The following is a 24,091-nucleotide window of genomic DNA, read 5'->3' as shown; positions in this document are numbered from 1 at the left end:
TCGGTGAGGAGTTGAGCTGCCGTGAGCCGTCTGCTGGAGGTATGTGACCTGCGGGTGGAATTCCGCACCCGGGACGGGGTCGCCGAGGCGGTCGGCGGTGTCTCGTACGCCGTCGACGCCGGTCAGACGCTGGCCGTACTGGGCGAGTCGGGCTCCGGCAAGTCGGTGACCGCCCAGGCGGTCATGGGCATCCTCGACTCTCCGCCCGGCCGGATCACCGGCGGCCAGGTGCTGTTCCAGGGGCGGGACCTGCTGACGATGGGCGCGGAGGAGCGGCGCCGGATCCGGGGCGCCGCGATGGCGATGATCTTCCAGGACGCGCTCTCCGCCCTCAACCCCGTGGTCCCCGTGGGCGCCCAGCTCGCCGAGATGTACGAGGTGCACCGGGGGATGTCCCGCAAGGACGCCCGGCGGCGGGCGGTCGAGCTGATGGAGCGGGTCCGCATCCCGGCGGCGGCGCAGCGGGCCGGGGACCATCCGCATCAGTTCTCCGGCGGGATGCGCCAGCGCATCATGATCGCCATGGCGATGGCGCTGGAACCGGACCTGATCATCGCCGACGAGCCGACGACCGCGCTGGACGTCACCGTTCAGGCGCAGGTCATGGAGGTGCTCGCGGAGCTGCGGCGGGAGTACGCGATGGGGCTGGTCCTCATCACCCATGACCTGGGGGTGGTCGCGGACGTGGCCGACACCATCGCCGTGATGTACGCGGGCCGGATCGTGGAGACCGCGCCGGTGCGCGACCTCTACCGCCGCCCCGCCCACCCGTACACCCGTGGACTGCTGGATTCCGTGCCGCGCGTGGACCACCGGGGCGAACGGCTCTACGCGATCAAGGGCGCCCCGCCCAACCCCCTCGCCCTGCCCTCCGGCTGCCCCTTCCACCCCCGCTGCCCGCGCGCCCAGGAGGTCTGCCGCGTGGAACGGCCGCCGCTGTACGAGGTGACGGCGGCCGCCGGAACGGGCTCCCCCGGCGCGCGGACCAGCGCCTGCCACTTCTGGAAGGACGAACTCGATGCCCTCGACGCCGTCAACGCCTGAGACCGGCACCGCCGAGCCGGTCCTCGAGGTCCGCGATCTCGCCAAGCACTATCCGCTGACCCGGGGAGTGCTGGTGAAGCGGCGGATCGGCGCGGTCCGGGCGGTCGACACGGTCTCCTTCGCCCTGCGGCGCGGGGAGACCCTCGGCATCGTCGGCGAGTCCGGCTGTGGCAAGTCCACCGTCGCCAAGCTGCTGGTCAGCCTGGAACGGCCGACGGCCGGGACGATCCACTACCGGGGCGAGGACATCACCCGGCTGTCGGGCCGCGCGCTGCGGGCCGTACGGCGCAACATCCAGATGGTCTTCCAGGACCCGTACACCTCGCTCAACCCCCGTATGACGGTGGGCGACATCGTCGGCGAACCCTTCGAGATCCACCCCGAGGCGGCCCCGAAGGGCGACCGGCGGCGGGCGGTCCAGGACCTCCTGGACGTGGTGGGGCTGAACCCGGAGCACATCAGCCGCTACCCCCACCAGTTCTCCGGCGGCCAGCGCCAGCGCATCGGCATCGCGCGCGGCCTGGCGCTACGACCGGAGATCATCGTCGCGGACGAACCGGTCTCGGCACTGGACGTCTCGGTGCAGGCGCAGGTGGTCAACCTGATGGAGGCCCTGCAGAACGAGTTCGACCTGTCCTACATCTTCATCGCCCACGACCTGTCGGTGGTCCGCCATATCTCCGACCGGGTGGCCGTGATGTACCTCGGCCGTATCGCCGAAACGGGCACCGGCCGCGAGATCTACGACCACCCGACGCACCCGTACACCCAGGCCCTGCTCTCAGCCGTCCCGGTCCCCGACCCGGAACCGCGCGAGGGCCGCACCCGCCTCCTCCTCACCGGCGACGTCCCCTCCCCGGCCAACCCACCGACCGGCTGCCGCTTCCGCACCCGCTGCTGGAAGGCCCAGGACCGCTGCGCGGTCGAAGTGCCGACGCTGACGCCCCCGCCGGGGCTGCCGGGCGCTGCCTCCCACCCCTCCGCGTGCCACTTCGCGGAGGAGCGCGCGGGGATCAGGGCATGACGCTCAGGGCATGGCTCAAGGCTTGATGCTCAGGGCATGACGCTCAGGGCAAGATGTCGAAAACGCTCCCGCCGGAGTCATTCCCAGGTGCGGGTGTAGTGCTCCTGATAGACCGGTGAGTGCGGGGCAGTCATGCCACGACCCTACGAGGCGCGGTGCGGCGCCGTCTCGCGCCTTCGGCGCATGTGAGCATGGGTCGGGGGGTGGGGGCGGAGCGCCGTCGCCGAGCGCCGGGCTCTGGGGGTAAGTGCCGGTGGCGGCGCCTGTGTTCGGGGGACGAGGCCATCGCCGGACCGCCGGACCGCCGGACCGGCCCCGGGTTGCCGGGGGTGGGGGTACCCCTCGCGAAAACGTTTGACATATTAGTTGCGCCAGATCAAGCACTCCTGGAGGGGCGGTCCAGTGTCCCCGCCTTCGCGGCCCGCAGAAACGCGCGGAGCGCGGCGGGGGTTGTGGATATGACGGCCTCCGGGTCTTCGCTCTCGCGGAGGTGGGGAGTGCCGGTGGGGTCTGCGGCGAGTTCGACGCAGTTGGGGGCGTCACCCGTGCTGAAGCTGGACTTCCGCCACGGAAGCGAGGACATGCAGCTGTCTCCTTAGAGAAGCGGATAGAGGATGTGCTGGATGAGCCCGAGGGAATCCTTCGCCGTACGAGCCTCCGGCACAGCCTCAGCATCGACCAGAGGCAGCGCCAGTTCACTCAGCCTCACGAACGATTCTCCGTACTCGGCAAGCGCTTGGCGCTCGTCGAGGAACTGCGCCTTGCCCACCTGGTCGACGAGCACCGTGCCCAATTCCACCACGCCGGGTTCGATCACCATGAACGGGTGACTGAAGGCCGCGCTTCCCTCGTTGTCGATGGGGACGATTTGGATCGTGACGTTCGGCAAGCGCGACAGCTCGATCAGCCGCAGCAGTTGATCACGCATCACCGCCCGGCCTCCGTAGAGAACACGCAGCGCCGCCTCATGAATGATGGCGTGGAAATGGGGAGGCCGCTCGCCCGACAGGACCCCCTGGCGCCGCATCCTGAACTCTACGGCTGCGTCACGTACTTCACTTACGGTCGGCGAGAAGCCACTGCTATGCACGGCAGTCGCGTACTCGAAGGTCTGGAGCAGCCCTGGAATGAACAGCAGCTCGTAGTTGCGCAGGGAGGCGGCTCCGGCCTCCAGCTCTGCCAGGTCGAGGTGAGTCGCACCGAGGGTTGCGCGGTAGTCGCTCCACCACCCTTTCCCCGATGCCTGCCCCAGGGTCAGTAAGGCATCGACGGGATATGTATACGTACCACCCAACGCCTGGGTTAGCTTCCGGAAGCGGTCGGCCGACAGGCCTGTGCGACCGGCTTCGACGTTGCTGAAGTGCGGCTGGCGCATGCCCACCGCTTCAGCCGCCTCGCCAACCGTCAGTCCCGCCGCCTCCCGCAGTCTGCGTACCTCGGCGCCAAAGCGGCGCTGCCGGTACGTGGGATCGCCCCTGAGTCCCATGCGGTTCCCTTCTCTCCTGCGGGCGAGTGTTGCGCAGGGCACGTGCACGCGTCCACTGCGTAACCTCACCATCGCCAATGGGTTGAATATATACGCGCCGTAGCGCTACTTTACGTATGGCGCCAGTCACAGTAGGCACTCACCCGGAGGCTGCCCCATGCGCACGCCCGAAGAGCCCTGGTCCTACGGCCTGTTCATCCCCCACGACCCACGCGCCGTGGGCGTCGCACGGGCCACCATCCGTCACATCCTGAGGGCGGCGCGGCTCGACTGCATCGTGGACACGGCCGAACTCCTCGTATCGGAGCTGGTCACCAACGCGTACCGGAACACCACCACCGACGCGTACGTCAGCATGGACTGGGAGCCGTCGCCGTCCGACTTTCGGGTCACCGTATGGGACTCCGGCTGCGGGCTGCCGCAGCCGGTGGCGGCGAACGACGAGGACGAGGGCGGGCGCGGGCTCACGCTCGTCGAGTCGTGTTCCGACACCTGGGGCGTACACGACTACACCGACAAGGACGCGGGCGTCACCGGCAAGGCCGTATGGTTCACGCTGAACCCGCAGCCACCCGTGATGGGGCAAACTGGATGACCTACGGCACACCGGAGGAGACAGCGCCGTGAGCACACAGCCCATAGAGGACTCCCACAACGAGCCGCTGTTCCCCATGCCGCCGCTGACCGAACAGGCCCTGCGGGTCGCCGTGCGCTCCCTGGACCTCAGTGCGGCTACCCGATGCCGAGAACGTGGTCGTCGGTCACATCGCCCCCCGCGCCCCGGCGAGGGGCGGCCGTCTGTCCGTCGCCCATTTCGATGGGACGGGACGCCTTGGTGGCGCGGGTCAGCCAGTCTCCCCGGCCTGGCGCACCAGCCGGGAGGGTGGCGCCAGGGGATGTGACGTGCACGGTCAGCAGTGCCAGATACAGGTGTGCTCGCGTGCCGGGGTGATCCAGATCCGCCTGCAACGCATCCGCGGCGTGTCCGATACGGCGGCTGACCGTACTGCGGTGCACTCCGAGTTCATCGGCGGCCTGCTGGATGTGCCCGTGGTGTTCCAACCACTCCATCAGAGTGTGCCGCAGCGTGGCGTTCAGTGGCTGTACCAGGTCCGCCGCCCAGTGGCGGGCAGTGGGGAGGTCCACCAGCCACACGAGGCAGTCCGTGGCCGGGTCCACCCGTTCGACCGGTTCGTTCGCGGTTGAGGGAAGTTCGATCTCCGAGCGCAGCGCCAGGTACAGCCGCACGCGCACGCAGGCCTGGTCCAGGTCCGCGTCCAGCGCTGTGGCGGCCCGGCGAAGGTGCCTGCGCAGTGTGGCGGGCGGGCGGCCCAGCTCGCGGGCCGCCAAGGCGACCGAGCCGTGGGAAAGCCAGGCGTCCAGGGTGCGGCGCTGTTCTGCGTCCAGCGGGGACAGCAGGGCGCTGGTCCATGCCACGAGCCGGTCGCGGGGGATCAGAGATCTCAGGGGCAGCTGCCTGGGCCCGGCGGCCATGGCCACGTGGCGGCGTATCTTTCGCGCTTGGTCCGCCTCACGCCACGCGGCGGGCAGGTCTTGTTCGGTCCAGATGAGTTTCCCGTTGGAGGTGTAGCGGGTGCCCCAGCGGTGAGCTGTGTGTGCGACGAGGAAGAGACCGCGGCCGCCCTCATCTGTGGTGCGGGCGTGGCGCAGGCGGGGGGAGGTGCTGCTGGCATCGGCGACTTCGCAGGTCAGGGTGTCATGGCGGATCAAGCGGAGGCGAATGGGGCCCGTGGCGTGACGGATGGCGTTCGTGACCAGTTCGCTGACGATCAGTTCCGTGCTGACCGTCAGCTCCTTCAGTTCCCATGCGGCCAGTTGCTCAGCGGCGTGCGCGCGGGCGCGGGCGACGACTGAAGGGGTGGCGGGCAGGTCCCAGGAGGCGACTTGGCCGGCGCTCAGGACGCGGGTGCGGACCAGGAGCAGGGTGGCGTCGTCACTGGGCGGCCCGGTCAGCAGGTTGTCGGCCGCCTTCTGGCAGAGGCCGTCGAGCGGGGCCTCGTGGAACTGTGCGAGCGTGCTGCTCAGACGGTCGAGGCCAAGGTCGATGTCACGGTCGAAGGACTCGATGAGGCCGTCGGTGTAAAAGGCGATCAGGCTTGACTCAGGAAGTTCCATCTCAGCGGATTCGAAGGGCAGGTACCCGAGGCCAAGTGGGGGGCCGCTGGGTAGGTCCGGGATGGTGACCAGACCGCCGGGTTCGACCAGTACCGGCGCGGGGTGACCGGCGCGGGCCATGGTGCACCGCCGAGTGACCGGGTCATATACCGCGTACAGGCAGGTGGCGCCCAAGAGCGCGTGGGCGACTGTCTCATCGGCTTCGTCCTCGGCGAGGCGCATGACCAGATCATCAAGGTGAGCCAGCAGTTCATCAGGGGGAAGGTCCATCTCGGCCAGCGTGAGTACGGCGGTGCGCAGCCGCCCCATGGCGGCTGCGGCTTCGATGCCGTGCCCGACCACATCGCCGACCACCAGGCCGGTCCGGGAACCTGACAGAGGGATCACGTCAAGCCAGTCGCCACCGACGCCAAGGCCCTTCACGCCGCCCGCGGGGAGGTATCGGGAGGCGGCCTCCACGGCTGCCCCGCCGGCCAGGACATGCGGGAGCAGGCTTCGCTGCAAAGCGAGGGCTCCGGTGCGCTCGCGGGTGTAGCGGCTGGCGTTGTCCACGCAGATCGCGACTCGCGTGACCAACTCCTCGGCCAGGAGGAGGTCGTCGTCCCCGAAGGGCTCCCGAGTCTGGAACCGGATGAACTGGGTCACGCCCAGGACGGTGCCGCGGGCGGACATCGGAACCACCATCCGCGAAGCCGGTCCTTCTCCGTCTTCGCCGCGCCACCCGGCGGCCGAGCGGTCCCGGTGGCCACGCGTCATCCGCGGTGTGTCATCCCCCAGACGCGGGGCCCGCGTCAGCCATTCCGCAGCACCCGCCGGCACGGCGGTCTGCCCGGCAAGTTCCCCGACGCCCCCGCGGACCGACTGCTGCCCTACACGCCGCAGCGCGGCCTGGCCCTCAGGCGGCTCCGGGTCGAGCTCATCCCCGCGCAGGACCGGCTCCAGCAAGTCGACCGTCACCACATCCGCGAGGCGGGGCACCGCGAAGTCCGCCAATTCCTGGGCGGTCCGCCGCATCTCCAGCGTGTTCCCGATGTACACGTCGGCTTCCCTGAGCAGGGCCAGGCGCTCCTGCGCCCTCCGCAGCTCGGTAGCCTCTCCGGACATACTGTTGTCGCCGACGGTAATCAGTACGCAGTCTTGTCGCTCCACGGTGAATAGTGGAGATACCTGAATGTCCACACTCCGTGGCCGGCTGTCCTTATGCCGCAGCACAACACGGCCCCTCCAGCCTCCGTGCATGCGCCATTGTTCGGCAATGGCAGCCACTCGGCATTCTTCCGGCGGCTCCAGAAGAACCGCGGCGGAGCGGTTCACCACCTCCCCCGCTGTGTAGCCCAGAAGCCCCTCCGCCCCCCTGCTCCACCCCTTGAGCATGCCATCGACCCCGACCACAGCGGTTACAGCGCCAGCACTGCCGGGCTTCTGCCCGCCCAGCGCACCTCCCTCAGCAAGGGTCATAAGAAAACCTACCCAGCAAATATCCCTGCGCCGAATTACAGGGTGCGCCCAAAAAGGACGCACCCATGCCCGTTTTTATCCTTATATTGTATCATGTGGCTCTTCTGTGAATCCTTTGCATCAAGCCGGCGGCCGTGAAACCGAGGAAATGCGGGACCTTGATTCCTTGGGTTCGCCTCGGAGGGCCGGCCAGAGTGCCCGCCGACCGGCGCGAGAGCCGAGATCCAACGTACCGGTGACGTCGATGATCGGCCGGTGGCAGTGATCCACCACCTCGATGGCGTCTTCCAGATGCCGGGTCCCGCGTGAGCCGGTCAACCTTCGATGCGGTCGAACTCCCCCTCGTTCTCCTAGAGCAGGGGATACAGGAGTCGCTGGATGAGGCCCAGCGAGTCCTTGGCGTCATGTGCCTCCGGTGAGACCGTTGCGTCCACGGGAGGCAACGCCACTTCGCACACCTTAGCGAAGGCATCCCCGTGTCGAACGAGACCACTGGGGTCACCGAGGTAAGGCGACCTCTCCACATGCCCCACGACCACCGTGCTCAATTGACATACCTCGGGCTCGGCCCGCGTAAAGGAGGTGCCGAACGGCACCGGCCCATCGAAGGGCATGACCTGAAGGGCTACGTTCGGAGAGCGCGGGCACCAGCCTCCAACTCGGCGACGTCAAGCAGCGACGGCCGCACCCGATCCCGGTACTCCGTCCACCACCCCTTGCCCGACGCCTGCCCCATCGCGACCAACGCGTCACCATACGTTGAGTCCTCGAGTTGCAGGCGGCCGTCGGCGAGGCGCCCAGCATCGAGGACGCCCGGCGGGCCTCAGCCGAGATCGGGGTGCTGTTGGACGCAGCGCGTCGCGAGGTCGCGGCCTGAACGACGGCGAGGGCCGCCCGGGCCGTGATCAGCACGGTCCCGGGGGCCCTCGTCGTTCAAACGGCGACTGGCGCGGTAGCGCTACGCGTGGACCACGTCCTTTTCCTCCGCGAAGTGGCACGCCGACTCATGTGCCGCGGGCGAATCCGTGGTGGCGAAGCGCTCGGGGATGGCCAACAGCGGGGTCTCCTCGGCGCACTTGTCCTCGGCCTTCCAGCAGCGGGTGCGGAAGCGGCAGCCCGAGGGCGGGTTGGCCGGGGAGGGGACGTCGCCGGTGAGGATGATGCGGGTGCGGCCCTCGCGCGACTCCGGGTCCGGGACCGGGACGGCCGACAGCAGCGCCTGGGTGTAGGGGTGCGTCGGGTGGTCGTAGATCTCGGTGTCGGAGCCGATCTCGGCCATCTTCCCCAGGTACATCACGCCGACCCGGTCGGAGATGTGCCGGACGATGGACAGGTCGTGGGCGATGAAGATGTAGGACAGGTTGAACTCGTCCTGCAGGCCCTCCATCAGGTTGATGACCTGCGCCTGAACGGAGACGTCGAGCGCGGAGACCGGCTCGTCGCAGATGATGATCTCCGGGTTGAGGGCGAGGCCGCGCGCGATGCCGATGCGCTGGCGCTGGCCGCCGGAGAACTGGTGGGGGTAGCGGTTGATGTACTCGGGGTTGAGGCCCACCACGTCCAGGAGCTCCTGGACCTTGCGGCGGCGGTCGCCCCTGGGGGCCACCTCGGGGTGGATCTCGAAGGGCTCCCCGATGATGTCGCCCACCGTCATGCGCGGGTTGAGCGAGGTGTACGGGTCCTGGAACACCATCTGGATGTTGCGCCGTACGGCCCGCAGCGCGCGGCCCGACAGCCGGGTGATGTCCTGGCCCTTGTAGAAGACCTCGCCCGCGGTGGCGGTCTCCAGGGTCATCAGCAGCTTGGCGACGGTGGACTTGCCACAGCCGGACTCACCGACGATGCCGAGCGTCTCGCCCTGGTAGAGGTCGAAGGAGATGCCGTCGACCGCCTTGACCGCGCCGATCTGCCGCTTGAAGAGGATGCCCTGGGTCAGCGGGAAGTGCTTGACCAGATTGCGCACCTGGAGGATCGGCTCGCCGCGCTCCACGGGCGCCTCGATGGCGTCGACCGCCTCGTCCTCGGTCGCCGCGTCGACGACCTCCACCTCGGAGACGTTCGGCGTGGCCTCCGCGTCGGGGCTGAGCTCAGCCATGGATCGTCTCCTTCCAGAAGTGGCAGGCGCTGCCGCGGCCCGGCAGCTCGGTGCCGTCCTGCTCGGTGACCTGCACCAGGGCGGGGACGTCCGTACGGCAGATGTCCTCCGCCTTGGGGCAGCGCGGGTTGAAGGCGCAGCCCGAGGGGGTCTTGAGCAGATTGGGCGGCAGTCCCTTGATCGCGTAGAGCTCCTGCCCCTTGCGGTCCAGGCGCGGGATGGAGTCCAGCAGACCGCGGGTGTAGGGGTGGGCCGGGCGCTTGTAGAGCTCGTGCACGGGCGCGGTCTCGACGATCCGGCCCGCGTACATCACGGCGATCTTGTCGGCGACGTCCGCCACCACACCCAGGTCGTGGGTGATCAGGATCAGACCCATGTGGTACTCGCGCTGGAGCTCCGCGAGCAGGTCCATCACCTGGGCCTGGACGGTCACGTCCAGCGCCGTGGTCGGCTCGTCGGCGATGATCAGGTCCGGCTCCAGCGCCATCGCCATGGCGATCATGATGCGCTGGCGCATACCGCCGGAGAACTGGTGCGGATAGTCGCTCACCCGCTCCTTGGCCGCCGGAATCCGGACCCGGTCCATCAGCTCGATGGCCTTGGCCTTGGCGTCCTTCTTGGACAGGCCCTCGTGGACCCGGAACATCTCGCCGAGCTGATAGCCCACGGAGAGCACCGGGTTCAGCGCCGAGAGCGCGTCCTGGAAGATCATGGCGATCTTACGGCCGCGGATCTTACGGCGCTCCTCGCCCGCCATGGTGAGCATGTCCTCGCCCCGGAACAGGATCTGCCCCTGCGGGATCCTCCCCGGCGGCATATCGAGGATGCCCATGATCGCCTGGGCGGTCACCGACTTGCCGGAGCCGGACTCGCCGAGGACGGCGAGCGTCTCACCGGCGCGGACGCTGTAGTTGACACCGTTGACGGCCTTGGCGACACCGTCCCGGGTGTGGAACTCCACATGCAGATCGCGGACTTCCAGCAGGGGGGTGCCGTCGTCTCCGGCACCCTCGCGGACGGCGTCGTCCGCGGTCTTCTCGATGGTGGTCACGTACGCCCTCCTCAGCGCAGCTTGGGGTCGAGGGCGTCGCGCACCGCGTCGCCGAGCGTGATGAATGCGAAGACCGTGAGGCTCAGCATTCCGGCCGGGAACAACATCACATGCGGGTTGTCCCGGATGGCGTCCTTCGCGTCGGAGATGTCGATGCCCCAGGAGATCGTCGGGTCGGCCAGACCCAGGCCCAGGTAGGACAGCGTGGCCTCGGCGGAGATGTAGGCGCCGAGCGCGATCGTGGCGACCACGATGGTGGGGGCCAGCGCGTTCGGCAGCACATGCCGGAACAGGATCCGGTTGGTGCCCGCTCCGAGCGCACGCGCCGCCGTGACGTAGTCCGCCTGCTTGGCGGTGATCACCGAACTGCGCATCACCCGGGCGATGGTGGTCCAGCCGAGGAAGGCGAGGGCCGCGATCACGACGTACACCTTGCGCTCGGCGAAGGCGTTCAGGATGACCATCGAACCGAGCAGGAACGGCAGACCGAAGAAGATGTCGACGATCCGGGAGATGATCGAGTCGATCCAGCCGCCGAAGTACCCGGCCAGCATGCCCAGCAGACCGCCGAAGATCGTCACCGCCGCGGTCACACCGACGCCGACGAGGATCGAGGCGCGGGTGCCGTAGATGACCCGGGCGTAGATGGAGCGGCCCTGACCGTCGTAGCCGAACCAGTCGGCCTGGAAGAAGTGGCTCAGCTGGGGCTTGGTCAGGAAGTGGTTGGTCAGATCGCCGTCGCGCGGGTGGGCGTCGGTGAACAGGCCGGGGAAGGCCGCGATGGCCAGCAGCAGTACCAGCAGCACGGCCGAGACCCAGAACAGCGGGCGGTGGCGGAGTTCGAACCAGGCGTCGCCCCACAGCGAGCGCGGCTTGCCGGGTCCCGAACCCTTCGAGGGGTCCTTGGCCGCCGTCACTTCGGTGACGGAAGCCTGGGTGCCGGGAGCGAGTGTCGTATCTGTCAGCGGCTCAGGCATAACGGATCCTCGGGTCCAGGACCGCGTACAGCAGGTCGACGAGCAAGTTGATCAGCAGAATGACGAGGACGAAGACGGTCACGACCCCGACGATGGTGGAGCCCTCACGCTGCCCGAGCGCCTTGAAGAGCAGATTGCCGACGCCCTGGACGTTGAAGATGCCTTCGGTGACGACCGCGCCGCCGACCAGCGCACCGACATCGGTGCCGAGGAAGGTGATCACCGGGATGAGCGAGTTGCGCAGCAGGTGGACGCCGATGATGCGGCGGCGCGGCAGCCCCTTGGCGAGCGCGGTGCGCATGTAGTCGGCGCGCAGGTTCTCCGCGAAGGTGGTCCGGGTCAGCCGGGCCACATACGCCATGGAGAGCATCGCGAGGACGAACCCCGGCAGCAGGAGCTGCTGGAGGTTCATCGAATCCTGGACGTTCGGTGGCAGCCAGCCGAGCTCGTCCGCGAAGAGGAACTGAGCGAGGTAGCCGAGCACGAAGACCGGCATCGAGATGACGATCAGCGTGAAGACCAGCACGCCGGTGTCGACGGCCTTGCCCGCCCTGAGACCGGCCCAGGCACCGAGCCCGATGCCGACGATGATCTCAATGGTGAGGGCCACCGCGGCGAGGCGGAGGGTGACCGGGAAGGCCATGCCCATCTCCTCGGAGACCGGGCGACCGCCGAAGGTCTTGCCGAAGTCTCCCTGGAAGAGGTCGGCCATGTAGTCGATGTACTGCTTCCACAGGGGCTGGTCCAGCCCGAACTCATGGCGCAGGGACGCGACCTGCGCGGGGTCCGCGGCCTTCTCTCCCCACATCGCCCGGATGGGGTCTCCGGGCAGTACATGGACCATGAGGAAAATCAACAGAGTAGTCCCGATGAAGACCGGGATCATCTGGAGCAGTCGCCTAGCGACGTAGCGCCCCATTATGCCTCCATGCCGTTGGGGGGCGGCGGAGGCCACGTCTCGTCTGCGCCACGCGGGTGGGGGGATGAGCTGCGGGCCTCACGCCTGCGGGCCGGTGCCGCCGCTCCCCGGTTGGGAGGAGCGGCGGCACCGGCCGACGGTCCCGATGATTACTTCTTCTTCACCTGGACGTCGGTGAAGATGGGGTCGCCGTCCTGGCCGTAGGGGATCTTCCCCAGGACCTTGTTGGACTGGCCGCTGTTGACCTTGTAGAACCACAGCGGGATCGCCGGCATGTCCTTGGCGAGGACCTGCTCCGCCTGCTGGTAGAGCTTCACGGTGTCGTCGAGCGTGGCGGCCTTGTCGGCCTTGTTGGCGAGCTCGTCGAACTCCTTGTTGGCGTAACCGCTGGTGTTACCGGCCGCCTTGGAGCCGTAGAGGTCCCTCATGAAGTTCGAGTTGACCGGGTAGTCGAGCACCCAGCCACCGCGGTACATGGACTTGACCTGGTGCTTGTCGCGCGCGTTCAGGTCGGCCTGGAAGTCGGGCTTGGAGTCGCCGACGCAGTCGACGCCGGTGGCCTTGCGGATGCTGTTGCAGACCGCGTCCACCCAGGGCTTGTGGTCCTGGTCGGCGTTGTACTGGATCGAGATCTTGTTGCCCGGGACGCCGCCGCCCTGCTTGATGAGCGCCTTGGCCTTGGCCGGGTCGTAGCTGACCTGCTCCTTGAGCGCACCGGCCTTGTAGCCGAGCACGCCGCGGGCGACATAGCTGTCGGCCGGGGTGCGGGAGCCGTGGAGCACGGTCTTGGTGATCGTGTTGCGGTCGATCGCCATGGACAGACCCTGGATGACCTTGGGGTCGATGTCCTTGAACTGCTTGGTGTAGAAGGCCGGGACGACCGACTGGACCGCCGAGTACTCCTCGTCGATCGCGCGCTTGCCCAGGTCGGTCTTGTAGTTGGTCAGCGCGGTGGTCGGGACCTGCTCGATCCAGTCGAGGTTGTTGGAGCGCAGATCCGAGTAGGCGGCGTCGGCGGTGGTGTAGTTCTTGAAGTCGATGCCGCCGTTCTTGGCCTTGTTCGGGCCCTTGTAGTCCGCGTACTTACGGACCTTGATCAGCTTCTTGTGGTCCCAGGAGACGAACTTGTAGGGGCCGTTGCCGACCGGCTTCTCGCCGAAGCCCTTGGGGTCCTTGAAGAAGCCGCTGGGCAGCGGGGCCCAGACGTCGTAGCCGAGCTTGTAGGCGAAGTACGAGACCGAGCTGTTGAGCTCGATCTTGAACTCGTTGTCGTTGACGACCTTCAGCCCGGACATCTTGTCGGTCTTGGGCTTGCCCTTCTCCGGGTGGACGTCCTCGTAGCCCTTGATGTCCTGGAACCAGCTGGAGTTGGTCTGGTTGTTCGCGACGTTGGCGGACCAGTTCCAGGAGTCCACGTAGGACTTGGCGGTCACGGCCTCGCCGTTGTGGAACTTCCAGCCCGGCTTGAGCTTGACGGTCCAGACGGAGGAGTCCTTGTTGGGGGTGACGGACTCGGCATTGACGTACACCAGCTTGCCGGTGCCGGGCTCGTAGTCCACCAGACCCGCGAAGATCGCCCGCAGCACGCGGCTGCCCTGGCTCTCCTTCGCGTTCGCCGGCTGCAGCGGGTTCTGCGGCTCGCCGAGCTGGGCGGTGAGTATCCCGTTCGGGTCCGCCGTGCCCTTGTTCATGTCATTGCTGCCGCTGTCGCTGTCGTTACCACCACAGGCGGTCGCGGCCAGCGCCACGACCGCTGCCAACGCGACCCACTTGGCGCTCTTGGCACCGCGCATGGGTTTGCCTCCTCAGGAGTCCACTGTCACTACGAGAGGGGGCGCCCGGAGACACGCTGACACCCCTGACAGCGAAAGGGACCGGAACCCCCCAGATGCGCTCGTAGGCCCGCGCTCCCCACAGCGTGTGACCCATTGACCCGAGCTCAATGGACCCCATGATTGAGCACGTCCGGCCCTTAAACCACACCTTATGGGTCTCGCTTTGGTCACAGCATCTACGCGCGGAGCTTTGAAATCCGGACAAAACTGCTTCAGACAGACACACGCGAAACGGACTGTTAACACATCATGCGGAGCCCAAACTCCGATATTCGGACAGGGAGAACCGGATAACCGTTTGACTGGCAGGTTGCTGACATGGCAGCGGCCCGGACCCCCGCCGTGGCGGCGGTGGATCCGGGCCGTTGGCAGCTCACCGAGGCACAGTGGGGCGCCTACGCTCAGTGATCGGCGCCGTGGTGCGCCGTGGTGCGTCCGCGCGCGGGCGGGCGCGTCGATCACGGATTCAACCGGAAAACTTTCCGGGCAGGTGCGTCCGCGCGTGGGCGGGCGCGTCAGCGCTTGGCGCGGGCGGCGGTGCGGGCGCGCTCCTTCTGGTCCAGCACCACCTTGCGGATCCGCACCGTCTCCGGCGTCACCTCGACGCACTCGTCGTCGCGGCAGAACTCCAGGGACTGCTCGAGCGAGAGCAGCCGCGGCGGGACCAGGGACTCGGTCACATCCGCGGTGGAGGACCGCATGTTGGTGAGCTTCTTCTCCTTGGTGATGTTGACGTCCATGTCGTCGGAGCGGGAGTTCTCGCCGACGATCATGCCCTCGTACACCTCGGTGCCCGGCGAGGTGAACAGCACCCCGCGCTCCTGGAGGTTGGTCATCGCGAAGGCGGTCACCGCGCCCGCGCGGTCGGCCACCAGCGAGCCGTTGTTACGGGTCTTCAGCTCGCCGAACCACGGCTCGTGGCCCTCGTGGATGGAGTGGGCGATACCGGTGCCGCGGGTCGCGGTCAGGAACTCGGTGCGGAAGCCGATCAGACCGCGGGAGGGGACGATGAACTCCATGCGGACCCAGCCGGAGCCGTGGTTGGACATGTTGTCCATCCGGCCCTTGCGGGTGCCCATGAGCTGGGTGACCGCGCCCATGTGCTCCTCGGGCACATCGATGGTGATGCGCTCGATCGGCTCGTGGACCTTGCCGTCGACCTCCCGGGTGACCACCTGCGGCTTGCCGACGGTGAGCTCGAAGCCTTCCCGGCGCATGGTCTCCACCAGGATCGCCAGCGCCAGCTCGCCGCGGCCCTGCACCTCCCAGGCGTCCGGGCGGTCGGTGGGCAGCACGCGCAGCGAGACGTTACCGATCAGCTCGCGCTCGAGCCGGTCCTTGACCAGCCGCGCGGTGACCTTGCGGTCCTTCACCGCCGACTTGTCGGCGCCCTTGCCGCCGGGACCGCGGCCGACCAGCGGGGAGGTGTTGGTGCCGATGGTCATCGAGATCGCGGGCTCGTCAACGGTGATCAGCGGCAGCGCGATCGGGTTCTCCGGGTCGGCCAGGGTCTCACCGATCATGATGTCCGGGATGCCAGCGACCGCGCAGATGTCCCCGGGCCCCGCCACCTCGGCGGGCTTGCGGGTCAGCGCCTCGGTCATCATCAGCTCGGTGATCCGGACGTTGGCGATGGTGCCGTCGCGCTTGATCCACGCGACCGTCTGCCCCTTCTTCAGCTCGCCCTGCTCGACCCTGAGCAGCGCGATGCGGCCGAGGAAGTTGTCCGCGTCCAGGTTGGTGACATGGGCCTGGAGCGGGGCTGCCGCGTCGTACTCGGGCGCCGGGACGGTCTCCAGCAGGGCGGAGAAGAACGGCTGGAGGCTGTCGCTGTCGGCCGGGACGGTGCCGTCCTCCGGCTTGGTCAGCGAGGCCACGCCGTCGCGGGCGCACGCGTAGACGATCGGGAACTCGATCTGCTCCTCGGTCGCGTCCAGGTCCAGGAAGAGGTCGTACGCCTCGTTGACGACCTCGTCGATCCGGGAGTCCGGGCGGTCCGTCTTGTTGATGCACAGGATCACCGGCAGCTTGGCCTGGAGCGCCTTGCGCAGCACGAAGCGGGTCTGCGGCAGCGGCCCCTCTGAGGCGTCCACCAGCAGGACCACCGCGTCGACCATGGACAGCCCGCGCTCGACCTCACCGCCGAAGTCGGCGTGGCCGGGGGTGTCGATGATGTTGATGGTGACGGGGTCGCCGCCGTCCGCCGGGTGGTACTTCACGGCGGTGTTCTTCGCGAGAATGGTGATGCCCTTCTCGCGCTCCAGGTCGTTGGAGTCCATGACCCGGTCGTCCACCTGCTGATGGGCGGCAAACGCGCCCGCCTGCTTGAGCATGGCGTCGACGAGGGTCGTCTTGCCATGGTCGACGTGGGCGACGATGGCGACGTTACGGATGTCGTGGCGCGTGGGCATGAAAGCGCGCTTCTCCCGGTTGTTGGGTGGCGACGCGCTCCTTGGGCGGCGCGCCTTCCGCCGGGCTGATCACGCCTCGGCCTCACCCCCATGGTACGGGGACGGCGCGGGACCGGACGCCGCAGCCCATCCCGGCAGGATTCCCCGGCCCGTCCCCACAGCCCGGCACGGCCGTCAGGCCACGGCGGGATCGCCCTTGCGACAGCCCAGCCGGGCGGCCTCGCGCTCGCCGTCATCGCGGTTCTTCTCGGGCTTCCGTCCACACTCGACGATGATCTCCGAGGGGATCTCCCAGGTCACCACATGGCCGGTGACCGCCGGGTCGCCGGGGCAGCGGTACTGGAAGTCGGCCTCGACCAGAGGGACCGCACGAGCGGTGACATAGCGCCCGGGGGACTCGGCCTTCCGGTACGCCCAGCTGTCGTGTTCGTCCTTGGTGGTCCTCCCCCTCTCGTTGGTCCCATCGCCCGCGAGCCCCTCGCCCGTCTTCAGATGAGCGGCCAGGGAGCGGTACACCGTCGTCGAGGGCAGCTCGGCTCCGTTTCCGGTACGGACGGACCTGGTGTAGGAGGCGATCTGCTTGAGACGCTTGGTGCTGAGCGCCTCCCCCTTGTCGTACCGGCCCTGGTCCATATCGGTCACCACCGCGCGCCGGGAGACGTTGAACCAGGTGTAGCTGCCGTGGTCGCAGGCGGTGGCATGCCTCGCTCCGATGTCGTTGGACGCTCCCCTGTCGCTCCGGCCGCCGTCGCCGAAGGAACACCCGACAGCCGTCGCGGCGATCATCATGGCCGCGATCCCCGTAGTCCATGTGGGCTTCATCCGCGCTCCCCGTTCTGTCCGCCGCGCGGTCGGCGCGGCATGACCGTGATCAGACACATGATCCAGAACGAGAGGACACACCAGCAAGGCAGTTGAGCGACTTCAGAGGATTCCCGTGAGGCACCGGAGCCTCGCGGGAAACCTCACCGGCGGCTCCCTACTTCCGGAAGCCGATGTCCTGGTAGCGGGGGGTGGCGAAGCCGAAGGCGCCCGCGTTGACCAAACCCTTGCGCATCGCGACCAGCTGGGGCCGCTGATAGAGCGGGATCGATCCGGCCGCCGCCCAGATCCTGGCGTCCGCCCGGCTGACCAGGGAGCGCGCGGCGCCGCCGTCCAGCTCGGAGAGCGCCTGGTCGAAGAGCTGGTCGATCTGGTCCGTACCCACCCGGGTGTAGTTCTGCTCGACCACCAGGGAGCCGTCGGCCGCGGGCTGCGGCTTGGCGTAGATGGGACGGGAATCGGTGGCCGGGTACGCGGAGGCGGGCCAGGAGTAGAGGGCCAGGTCGTAGTCGCCGGTGGCGATGTGGTCCCGGAAGTAGCTCTCGCCGGAGACCTTGGTGATCTCGGTCCGGACGCCGATCTTCTCCAGCATCCGCGCGATGCGCTCGCCGACCGTGCTCAGCCGGGCGCCGGTCTGGTCGTCGGGGAGGACGAAGCGCAGCACCAGCGGCCGTCCCTTCTTCCGTACGACCGCCGTCTCCCGGAGGCGTTCGGACCGCCGGGCGTCACCGGCCGCGGGCCGGGCACCGGGTGTGCTCGTGGACTCGGTGCTGGACGCAGTGCTGGACGCGGTGCTGGAGGCGGTTCCGGACTCGGTGCTGGAGGCGGTGCCGGAGGCGCTGTCGGGGGTCGGGGCGCTGTGGCGGCCGCCCCGGTCGTCCGTCTTGCCGTCCACCCCCTTCTGCCGACCGCTGTCGCCGCCCACCCGCCAGCCCGCGTCCGCCAGCAGCGACTGCGCGGCGTTGGTGTCCGGGTCGCCGAGGGCGCCGCTGTGGTCCTTGTAGCCCGGCTGGCCCGCCATCAGCAGATGGTTGCCCAGTGGCTCGTACGGCAGCCCCATCGGCTTGAGCACCAGCTTCGCCAGGGCCTTCCGGTCGATCGCGCGGGCCACCGCGCGGCGCACCCGCTCATCGGCGAGCGGGCCCTTGGTGCCGTTGAGGGCGAGCTGGGTGTAGGCCGGGTCCAGGGCCTTGCGAAGGGTGTACCTGCTCAGCGCCCGGGTCCGCGCCTGGGTCCCCGATGGGTTCTTGTCGGTGTCGCCGGTGGCCGCGCCCTGAGCACCCGCCTCCCGGCCGTCCGTGGACGGCTCCGGCGCGCCCGCCTTGCCCGGGGCCGGGGAGCCCCGCTTGGCCCCCGCGGCCCGCTTGCTGGAGGCGGTCGCCTGGATGCGCCGGGCCGTGGCCCCGTCCACCTCGGCCAGGTCCAGCCGCCCGGCGGCCAGCGCCTCGGCCCGCTTCTCGGCCGGGACCGCCTGGAAGACCACACGGCTCAGCCGCGCCCGGTCGCCCCACCAGCGGGGGTTGCGGACGAGGGTGACCTCGGAGTCCGTCACCTGGCGGACCGTGAAGGGCCCGGCGCCGACCTCGAGCCCCTTGTTCGCCGCGGCCGTGAAGACCGCCGGGTTGCCCATCACGCTCTTCGGGTACAGCGGTGTGAACAGCGAGCGCCAGTCGGTGTACGGCTTGGCGAAGGTGACCTTGACCTCGTGCTTGCCCTCCCCCGGTTCGACCTTGGCGATCCGGTCGTATCCGGCGTTGCGCGCCGTCCCGTACTTCTCGTCGGTGCCGCGCAGCGCCTTCCACTGGGCCTCGAAGTCCTCCGCGCCGATCGGGCGCCCGTCGCTCCACACCGCCTTGGGGTTGAGCTTGAAGACCACGACCTGCTTGGGATCGGTCGAGGTGACGTCGGCTGCGGTCAGATAGTCGTCGTTGCGCTGCGGCCGGCCGCGGGCGTCAAGGGTGAAGAGGGAGGGCAGCACCGCGCCAGCGATCCGCTGGGTGCCCGTGTCCGCGGTCTTCGAGAAGGCGTTGAGGGTGGTGGGCGTCGCGTCCAGGGCCCAGCGCAGGGTGCCGGTGCCCGCGGTCCCGGAGCGGGCCGCGGAGGCGATGTCCCAGGCGGCGCGCGGCGGCGGGCCGTCGTCCTCCGAGCTGCAGCCGGTCAGTACGGGCAGCGGCAGCATCACTCCCGCGGCGAGCAGCATGGCGCGGCGGCGCTTGGTGATGGGCATGGCTCGTACCTCCGCAGGGTGACGGACATATGCGCATTTGGCATAGTGTGACGCTGATCGCATATAGTCCTCACTCAAAGCGACGGTTCATGGGACAGCACGCCGAGAGGGCCATGGAGACGGCCATGAGGGGAAAGGATCACCCGCCCGGATCAACGCGGCGGGCGCGCGCTCCGGCGCACGACGGCGGAATCCCGCCGGTGAAGGCGCCAATCCCGACAGATCCCTTCACAACCAGGACCGCGGCGCGTAACACTCGCTGTCGCATGAGCGTCGCCAACCGCAACCGCGGAAGTGAGGGCAAGTCATGTCCTTGAACGACGACTTGACGGCCGTCCAGCGCTGTCTCGATGACCTGGTCCGTTCCGTCTCCCGGCTGGAGCAGCGGGTGGGCGCCGGCGGGCTGGAGATACGCCGCGTCCGCACCGACGCGGACCACCTTCGCGAAAGCCTCGCGCTGCTGCGCGAGACGGCCCCCGTGGAGCGATCACGCCCCGAAATGGTTCCGGTCCCCGACGCCCCGTACGACAGTGCGCTGTGGTCGGACGTCGACGACGAGGGCCTCGGCGCGCGCGATCGCCACGCGCCCTAGGGACGGTCCGGCGCGCCCCCCGTCACGGGGCGCACCCCACCGTCCCCCCATACCACTCCACCGCGGAGTTCCCCTTGGCCACAGGCACCGACCCCCACACCACCACGCCCGCACCGGCGGACTCCGGATCGGCCCCGCACGGCGTGCACGGCCCCTCGCGCGCCGCCATCCCCGGCCGCCATCTGCGCAGCGATCGCTGGTGGCTCTCCCCCGCCCTCACCGCCGCCGGACTGTTCGCGTTCATCGTCTACTCGACCTGGCGGGCCTTCGCGGGGGACGACTACTACGCCGAGCCGTATGTCTCGCCCTTCTACTCGCCCTGCATCGCGCAGAACTGCGTGCCCATGAAGGGCGGCGCCAACTGGGAGATCTTCGGCGCGTGGTGGGGCCTTTCCCCGGCGCTGCTGATCCTGATCTTCCCCCTGGGGTTCCGGCTCACCTGCTACTACTACCGCAAGGCGTATTACCGGGGCTTCTGGGCCTCACCGCCCGCCTGCGCGGTCGCCGAACCGCGCGCCAAGTACACCGGCGAGACCCGCTTCCCGCTGATCCTGCAGAACGTCCACCGCTACTTCTTCTACTTCGCGGTGATCGTCGCGGTGATCCTCACCTATGACACCGTGCTCGGCTTCCGGGACGAGCACGGCCGCTGGGGACATATGGGCCTCGGCACCCTGGTGCTGCTCGCCAACATCGCGCTGATCTGGGCGTACACCCTCTCCTGCCACTCCTGCCGCCATATCGTCGGCGGCCGGCTGAAGCACTTCTCCCGGCATCCGGTGCGCTATCGGCTCTGGGGCTGGGTGAGCGGGCTCAACGCACGCCATATGCAGCTCGCCTGGGCCTCTCTCATCAGCGTCGCCGTCGCGGACTTCTACGTCTATCTGGTGGCGAGCGGCGCCTTCGACGATCCCCGCTTTTTCTAGGAGAGGTGCTCATCCGATGACGCAAGTCGAGCGGCAGGCGTGGGACGTGGTCGTGATCGGCGCGGGCGGCGCCGGGCTGCGTGCCGCGATCGAGGCCCGCGAACAGGGCATGCGCTGCGCCGTCATCTGCAAGTCACTGTTCGGCAAGGCCCATACGGTGATGGCCGAGGGCGGCATCGCCGCCAGCATGGGCAACGTCAACGACCGCGACAACTGGCAGGTGCACTTCCGCGACACCATGCGCGGGGGCAAGTTCCTCAACCACTGGCGGATGGCCGAGCTGCACGCCCAGGAGGCCCCGGACCGGGTCTGGGAGCTGGAGACCTGGGGCGCGCTCTTCGACCGCACCCCGGAGGGCAAGATCTCCCAGCGGAACTTCGGCGGCCATGAGTACCCCCGCCTCGCCCATGTCGGGGACCGCACCGGCCTGGAGCTGATCCGCACCCTCCAGCAGAAGATCGTCTCCCTCCAGCAGGAGGACAAGGCCGCCACCGGCGACTACGAGTCCCGGCTGAAGATCTTCCAGGAGTGCACGGTCACCCGGATCGTCAAGGACGGCGACCGGGTCGCCGGGGTCTTCGGCTACGAGCGCGAATCGGGCCGCTTCTTCACCCTGGAGACCCCGGCCGTGGTGCTGGCCACCGGCGGTATCGGCAAGTCCTTCAAGGTGACCTCCAACTCCTGGGAGTACACCGGCGACGGCCATTCGCTGGCGCTGCTCGCGGGCGCCCCGCTGGTCAACATGGAGTTTGTGCAGTTCCACCCGACCGGCATGGTCTGGCCGCCCTCGGTGAAGGGGATCCTGGTCACCGAGTCGGTGCGCGGCGACGGCGGGGTGCTGCGCAACAGCGAGGGCAAGCGGTTCATGTTCGACTACGTCCCGGACGTCTTCAAGGAGAAGTACGCCCAGTCCGAGGGCGAGGCCGACCGCTGGTACGAGGACCCGGACCACAACCGCCGCCCGCCCGAGCTGCTGCCCCGCGACGAAGTGGCCCGCGCCATCAACGCCGAGGTGAAGGCGGGCCGGGGCTCCCCGCACGGCGGGGTCTTCCTGGACGTCTCCACCCGGATGTCCCCCGAGGTCATCAAGCGGCGGCTGCCCTCGATGCACCACCAGTTCAAGGAGCTGGCGGACGTCGACATCACCGCCGAGCCCATGGAGGTGGGCCCCACCTGTCACTACGTGATGGGCGGGGTGGACGTCGACCCGGACACCACTGCCGCCACCGGCGTGCCCGGTCTCTTCGCCGCGGGCGAGGTCGCGGGCGGGATGCACGGCTCCAACCGGCTCGGCGGCAACTCCCTCTCCGACCTGCTGGTCTTCGGGCGCCGCGCCGGGCTCCACGCGGCCCGCTACGCCCAGGAGACCGCGGACTCTGGCACCCGCCCGGTGCCGGACGAGGCACAGCTGGACCTGGCGGCGGCCGAGGCGCTGCGCCCGTTCAGCGCCGAGGCCGGTGAGCCGGACGAGACCGCGGGCCCGGCCGGGCCGCCGGAGAACCCGTACACCCTCCACCAGGAGCTCCAGCAGGCGATGAACGACCTGGTGGGGATCATCCGCAAGGCCGAGGAGATGGAGGAGGCGCTGCACCGGCTGGCCAGTCTGCGGGTCCGGGCGCGCCGCGCCGGGGTCGAGGGCCACCGGCAGTTCAACCCCGGCTGGCACCTGGCGATCGACCTGCGGAACATGCTGCTGGTCAGCGAGTGCGTGGCACGGGCCGCCCTGGAGCGGACCGAGAGCCGCGGCGGACACACCCGCGACGACTGCCCGGAGATGGACCGCGGATGGCGGCGGCTCAATCTGGTCTGCCGCCTCTCCGACCCCTCGGGCGGGCTCGCGGCCCCCGACTCCGGGCACGGCCAGATCCGGCTCGAGCGGCGTGAGATGCCACCCATCCGGCCCGACCTGCTGAATCTGTTTGAGAAGGACGAGCTGGTGAAGTACCTGACGGACGAGGAGCTGACCCAGTGAGTGCGTACGAGGCCCACTTCCGGGTGTGGCGGGGCGACCAGGACGGCGGCGGTCTGAAGGACTTCCACGTCGAGGTCAACGACGGCGAGGTGGTGCTCGACATCGTCCACCGGCTGCAGGCCACCCAGGCCCCCGACCTGGCGGTCCGCTGGAACTGCAAGGCGGGCAAATGCGGTTCGTGCAGCGCCGAGGTCAACGGGCGGCCGCGGCTGCTGTGCATGACCCGGATGTCGGTGTTCGAACGGAACGAGACGATCACCATCACCCCGCTGCGGGCCTTCCCGGTGGTGCGGGACCTGGTGACGGACGTGTCGTTCAACTACACCAAGGCCCGTGAGGTGCCGTCCTTCGTGCCCCCGGAGGGGCTGGGTCCGGGCGAGTACCGGATGTGGCAGGAGGACGTGGGGCGCTCGCAGGAGTTCCGCAAGTGCATCGAGTGCTTCCTGTGCCAGGACACCTGCCATGTGGTGCGGGACTTCGAGGAGAACAAGGAGGCGTTCGCCGGTCCGCGGTTCCTGATGCGGGTCGCGGAGCTGGACATGCATCCGCTGGACGCGGCCGCCGAGACCGGTCTTGACCGCAAGAGCACCGCCCAGGAGGAGCACGGACTGGGCTACTGCAACATCACCAAGTGCTGTACGGAGGTCTGCCCCGAGCAGATCAAGATCACGGACAATGCGCTGATCCCGCTCAAGGAGCGGGCGGCGGACCGCAAGTACGATCCGCTGGTGTGGCTCGGCAACAAGATCCGGCGCCGCGGGGAGTAGTTTCGCCCTGGGCGGTAGGGGGCCGAGGGGCCGTGTCGCCTGCGGCGGGCTAGTCCCCTACCCGCCCCTTCCCGAAACTGGGGCTCCGCCCCAGACCCCGGCCTCCAGGAACGCAGCCCTCGGAAGGGAGCCCCGGGGAGACGGTCACGGGGGCGCAGCCTATGGAAGAGGGGTCCAGAAGCGAAGCCCTTGGCAGGGAGCCCCGAGGCGCAGCCCCTGAGAGGGGGCCCGGGGCGCAGCCCCTGGAAGAGCAGACCCGGGGACGCAGCCCCTGGTTACGGTGGCTCGAGGCGCAGCCCCTGGAAGAGCAGACCCGGGGGGCACAGCCCCTGGTTACGGTGGCTCGGGA

General features: G+C 68.9%; 18 protein-coding genes and 1 pseudogene. 7 read left to right on the top strand and 12 right to left on the bottom strand.

All coding sequences use genetic code 11. The annotated features are described in order from the left end of the window. Nucleotides 1-21: 21 nt before the first annotated feature. Both VT50_RS18270 and VT50_RS18265 read left to right on the top strand, forming a co-directional pair. Nucleotides 22-1,044 carry an ABC transporter ATP-binding protein gene (locus VT50_RS18270; RefSeq protein ID WP_046083995.1) on the top strand — a complete coding sequence of 341 codons (1,023 nt, stop codon included), beginning with the start codon at nucleotides 22-24 and terminating at the stop codon, nucleotides 1,042-1,044. Beyond that, complete coding sequence (locus VT50_RS18265; protein ID WP_046083996.1) at nucleotides 1,019-2,068, top strand: ABC transporter ATP-binding protein; 1,050 nt, start codon at nucleotides 1,019-1,021, stop codon at nucleotides 2,066-2,068. Before VT50_RS18270 ends, VT50_RS18265 begins: the two co-directional genes overlap by 26 nt. A 376-nt stretch (nucleotides 2,069-2,444) precedes the next feature. Here VT50_RS18265 and VT50_RS18260 read toward each other — a convergent pair whose 3' ends face one another. Together VT50_RS18260 and VT50_RS18255 are read right to left on the bottom strand one after the other, a co-directional pair. After that, a complete protein-coding gene (locus VT50_RS18260) occupies nucleotides 2,445-2,651 on the bottom strand; it encodes a DUF397 domain-containing protein (protein ID WP_046083997.1) in 207 nt (68 codons plus the stop codon). A gap of 12 nt (nucleotides 2,652-2,663) precedes the next feature. Beyond that, on the bottom strand, nucleotides 2,664-3,554 hold the full coding sequence (locus tag VT50_RS18255) for a helix-turn-helix domain-containing protein (RefSeq protein ID WP_075200234.1): 891 nt from the start codon (nucleotides 3,552-3,554) through the stop codon (nucleotides 2,664-2,666). A gap of 157 nt (nucleotides 3,555-3,711) precedes the next feature. On the opposite strand from VT50_RS18255, the gene VT50_RS18250 reads away from it, so the two are divergent. After that, nucleotides 3,712-4,149 (top strand): ATP-binding protein, encoded by a 438-nt coding sequence (locus VT50_RS18250; RefSeq protein WP_046083998.1) that lies wholly within the window; start codon nucleotides 3,712-3,714, stop codon nucleotides 4,147-4,149. Between the two features lie 137 nt (nucleotides 4,150-4,286). Here VT50_RS18250 and VT50_RS18245 read toward each other — a convergent pair whose 3' ends face one another. The 10 genes and pseudogenes from VT50_RS18245 to VT50_RS18200 form a co-directional block, all read right to left on the bottom strand. Continuing rightward, complete coding sequence (locus VT50_RS18245; RefSeq protein WP_078840519.1) at nucleotides 4,287-7,148, bottom strand: SpoIIE family protein phosphatase; 2,862 nt, start codon at nucleotides 7,146-7,148, stop codon at nucleotides 4,287-4,289. A 485-nt stretch (nucleotides 7,149-7,633) separates the two neighbouring features. Further along, nucleotides 7,634-7,762: pseudogene (locus tag VT50_RS41390) on the bottom strand (XRE family transcriptional regulator); the annotation flags it as partial. A gap of 344 nt (nucleotides 7,763-8,106) precedes the next feature. Continuing rightward, nucleotides 8,107-9,243, bottom strand: a complete 1,137-nt coding sequence (locus VT50_RS18235; RefSeq protein ID WP_046084000.1) for an ABC transporter ATP-binding protein — start codon at nucleotides 9,241-9,243, stop codon at nucleotides 8,107-8,109. Next, nucleotides 9,236-10,294, bottom strand: a complete 1,059-nt coding sequence (locus tag VT50_RS18230; protein WP_046084001.1) for an ABC transporter ATP-binding protein — start codon at nucleotides 10,292-10,294, stop codon at nucleotides 9,236-9,238. The genes VT50_RS18235 and VT50_RS18230 overlap by 8 nt, the downstream gene beginning before the upstream one ends. Nucleotides 10,295-10,305: 11 nt before the next feature. Then, the gene (locus VT50_RS18225; RefSeq protein WP_107424828.1) at nucleotides 10,306-11,271 is read right to left on the bottom strand and encodes an ABC transporter permease; all 966 of its coding nucleotides are present in this window, start codon (nucleotides 11,269-11,271) and stop codon (nucleotides 10,306-10,308) included. Beyond that, nucleotides 11,264-12,190, bottom strand: coding sequence for an ABC transporter permease (locus VT50_RS18220; RefSeq protein WP_046084002.1), 927 nt, complete (start codon nucleotides 12,188-12,190; stop codon nucleotides 11,264-11,266). The genes VT50_RS18225 and VT50_RS18220 overlap by 8 nt, the downstream gene beginning before the upstream one ends. Nucleotides 12,191-12,339: 149 nt before the next feature. Next, on the bottom strand, nucleotides 12,340-13,983 hold the full coding sequence (locus VT50_RS18215; RefSeq protein ID WP_046084003.1) for a peptide ABC transporter substrate-binding protein: 1,644 nt from the start codon (nucleotides 13,981-13,983) through the stop codon (nucleotides 12,340-12,342). A 557-nt stretch (nucleotides 13,984-14,540) separates the two neighbouring features. Further along, nucleotides 14,541-16,436, bottom strand: coding sequence for a translational GTPase TypA (gene typA / locus VT50_RS18210; protein ID WP_046084004.1), 1,896 nt, complete (start codon nucleotides 16,434-16,436; stop codon nucleotides 14,541-14,543). Nucleotides 16,437-16,610: 174 nt separating this feature from the next. After that, nucleotides 16,611-17,258 (bottom strand): hypothetical protein, encoded by a 648-nt coding sequence (locus VT50_RS18205; RefSeq protein WP_143645237.1) that lies wholly within the window; start codon nucleotides 17,256-17,258, stop codon nucleotides 16,611-16,613. A gap of 157 nt (nucleotides 17,259-17,415) precedes the next feature. Next, nucleotides 17,416-19,485 (bottom strand): ABC transporter family substrate-binding protein, encoded by a 2,070-nt coding sequence (locus tag VT50_RS18200; RefSeq protein ID WP_046084006.1) that lies wholly within the window; start codon nucleotides 19,483-19,485, stop codon nucleotides 17,416-17,418. Between the two features lie 307 nt (nucleotides 19,486-19,792). On the opposite strand from VT50_RS18200, the gene VT50_RS18195 reads away from it, so the two are divergent. The 4 genes from VT50_RS18195 (at nucleotide 19,793) to VT50_RS18180 (ending at nucleotide 23,742) form a co-directional block, all read left to right on the top strand. Further along, complete coding sequence (locus tag VT50_RS18195; protein ID WP_020868672.1) at nucleotides 19,793-20,077, top strand: hypothetical protein; 285 nt, start codon at nucleotides 19,793-19,795, stop codon at nucleotides 20,075-20,077. Nucleotides 20,078-20,151: 74 nt separating this feature from the next. Further along, nucleotides 20,152-21,003, top strand: a complete 852-nt coding sequence (locus VT50_RS18190; protein ID WP_046084007.1) for a hypothetical protein — start codon at nucleotides 20,152-20,154, stop codon at nucleotides 21,001-21,003. 16 nt (nucleotides 21,004-21,019) lie between these two features. Next, on the top strand, nucleotides 21,020-22,975 hold the full coding sequence (locus VT50_RS18185) for a fumarate reductase/succinate dehydrogenase flavoprotein subunit (protein WP_046084008.1): 1,956 nt from the start codon (nucleotides 21,020-21,022) through the stop codon (nucleotides 22,973-22,975). Further along, a complete protein-coding gene (locus VT50_RS18180; RefSeq protein ID WP_046084009.1) occupies nucleotides 22,972-23,742 on the top strand; it encodes a succinate dehydrogenase/fumarate reductase iron-sulfur subunit in 771 nt (256 codons plus the stop codon). The genes VT50_RS18185 and VT50_RS18180 overlap by 4 nt, the downstream gene beginning before the upstream one ends. Nucleotides 23,743-24,091 lie beyond the last annotated feature (349 nt).

The organism is Streptomyces antioxidans (assembly GCF_000968685.2).
GTDB classification, from domain to species: domain Bacteria; phylum Actinomycetota; class Actinomycetes; order Streptomycetales; family Streptomycetaceae; genus Streptomyces; species Streptomyces antioxidans.
The sequence above is the reverse complement of the archived record's forward strand: the minus strand, read 5'-3'. Positions and strand labels throughout refer to the sequence as shown.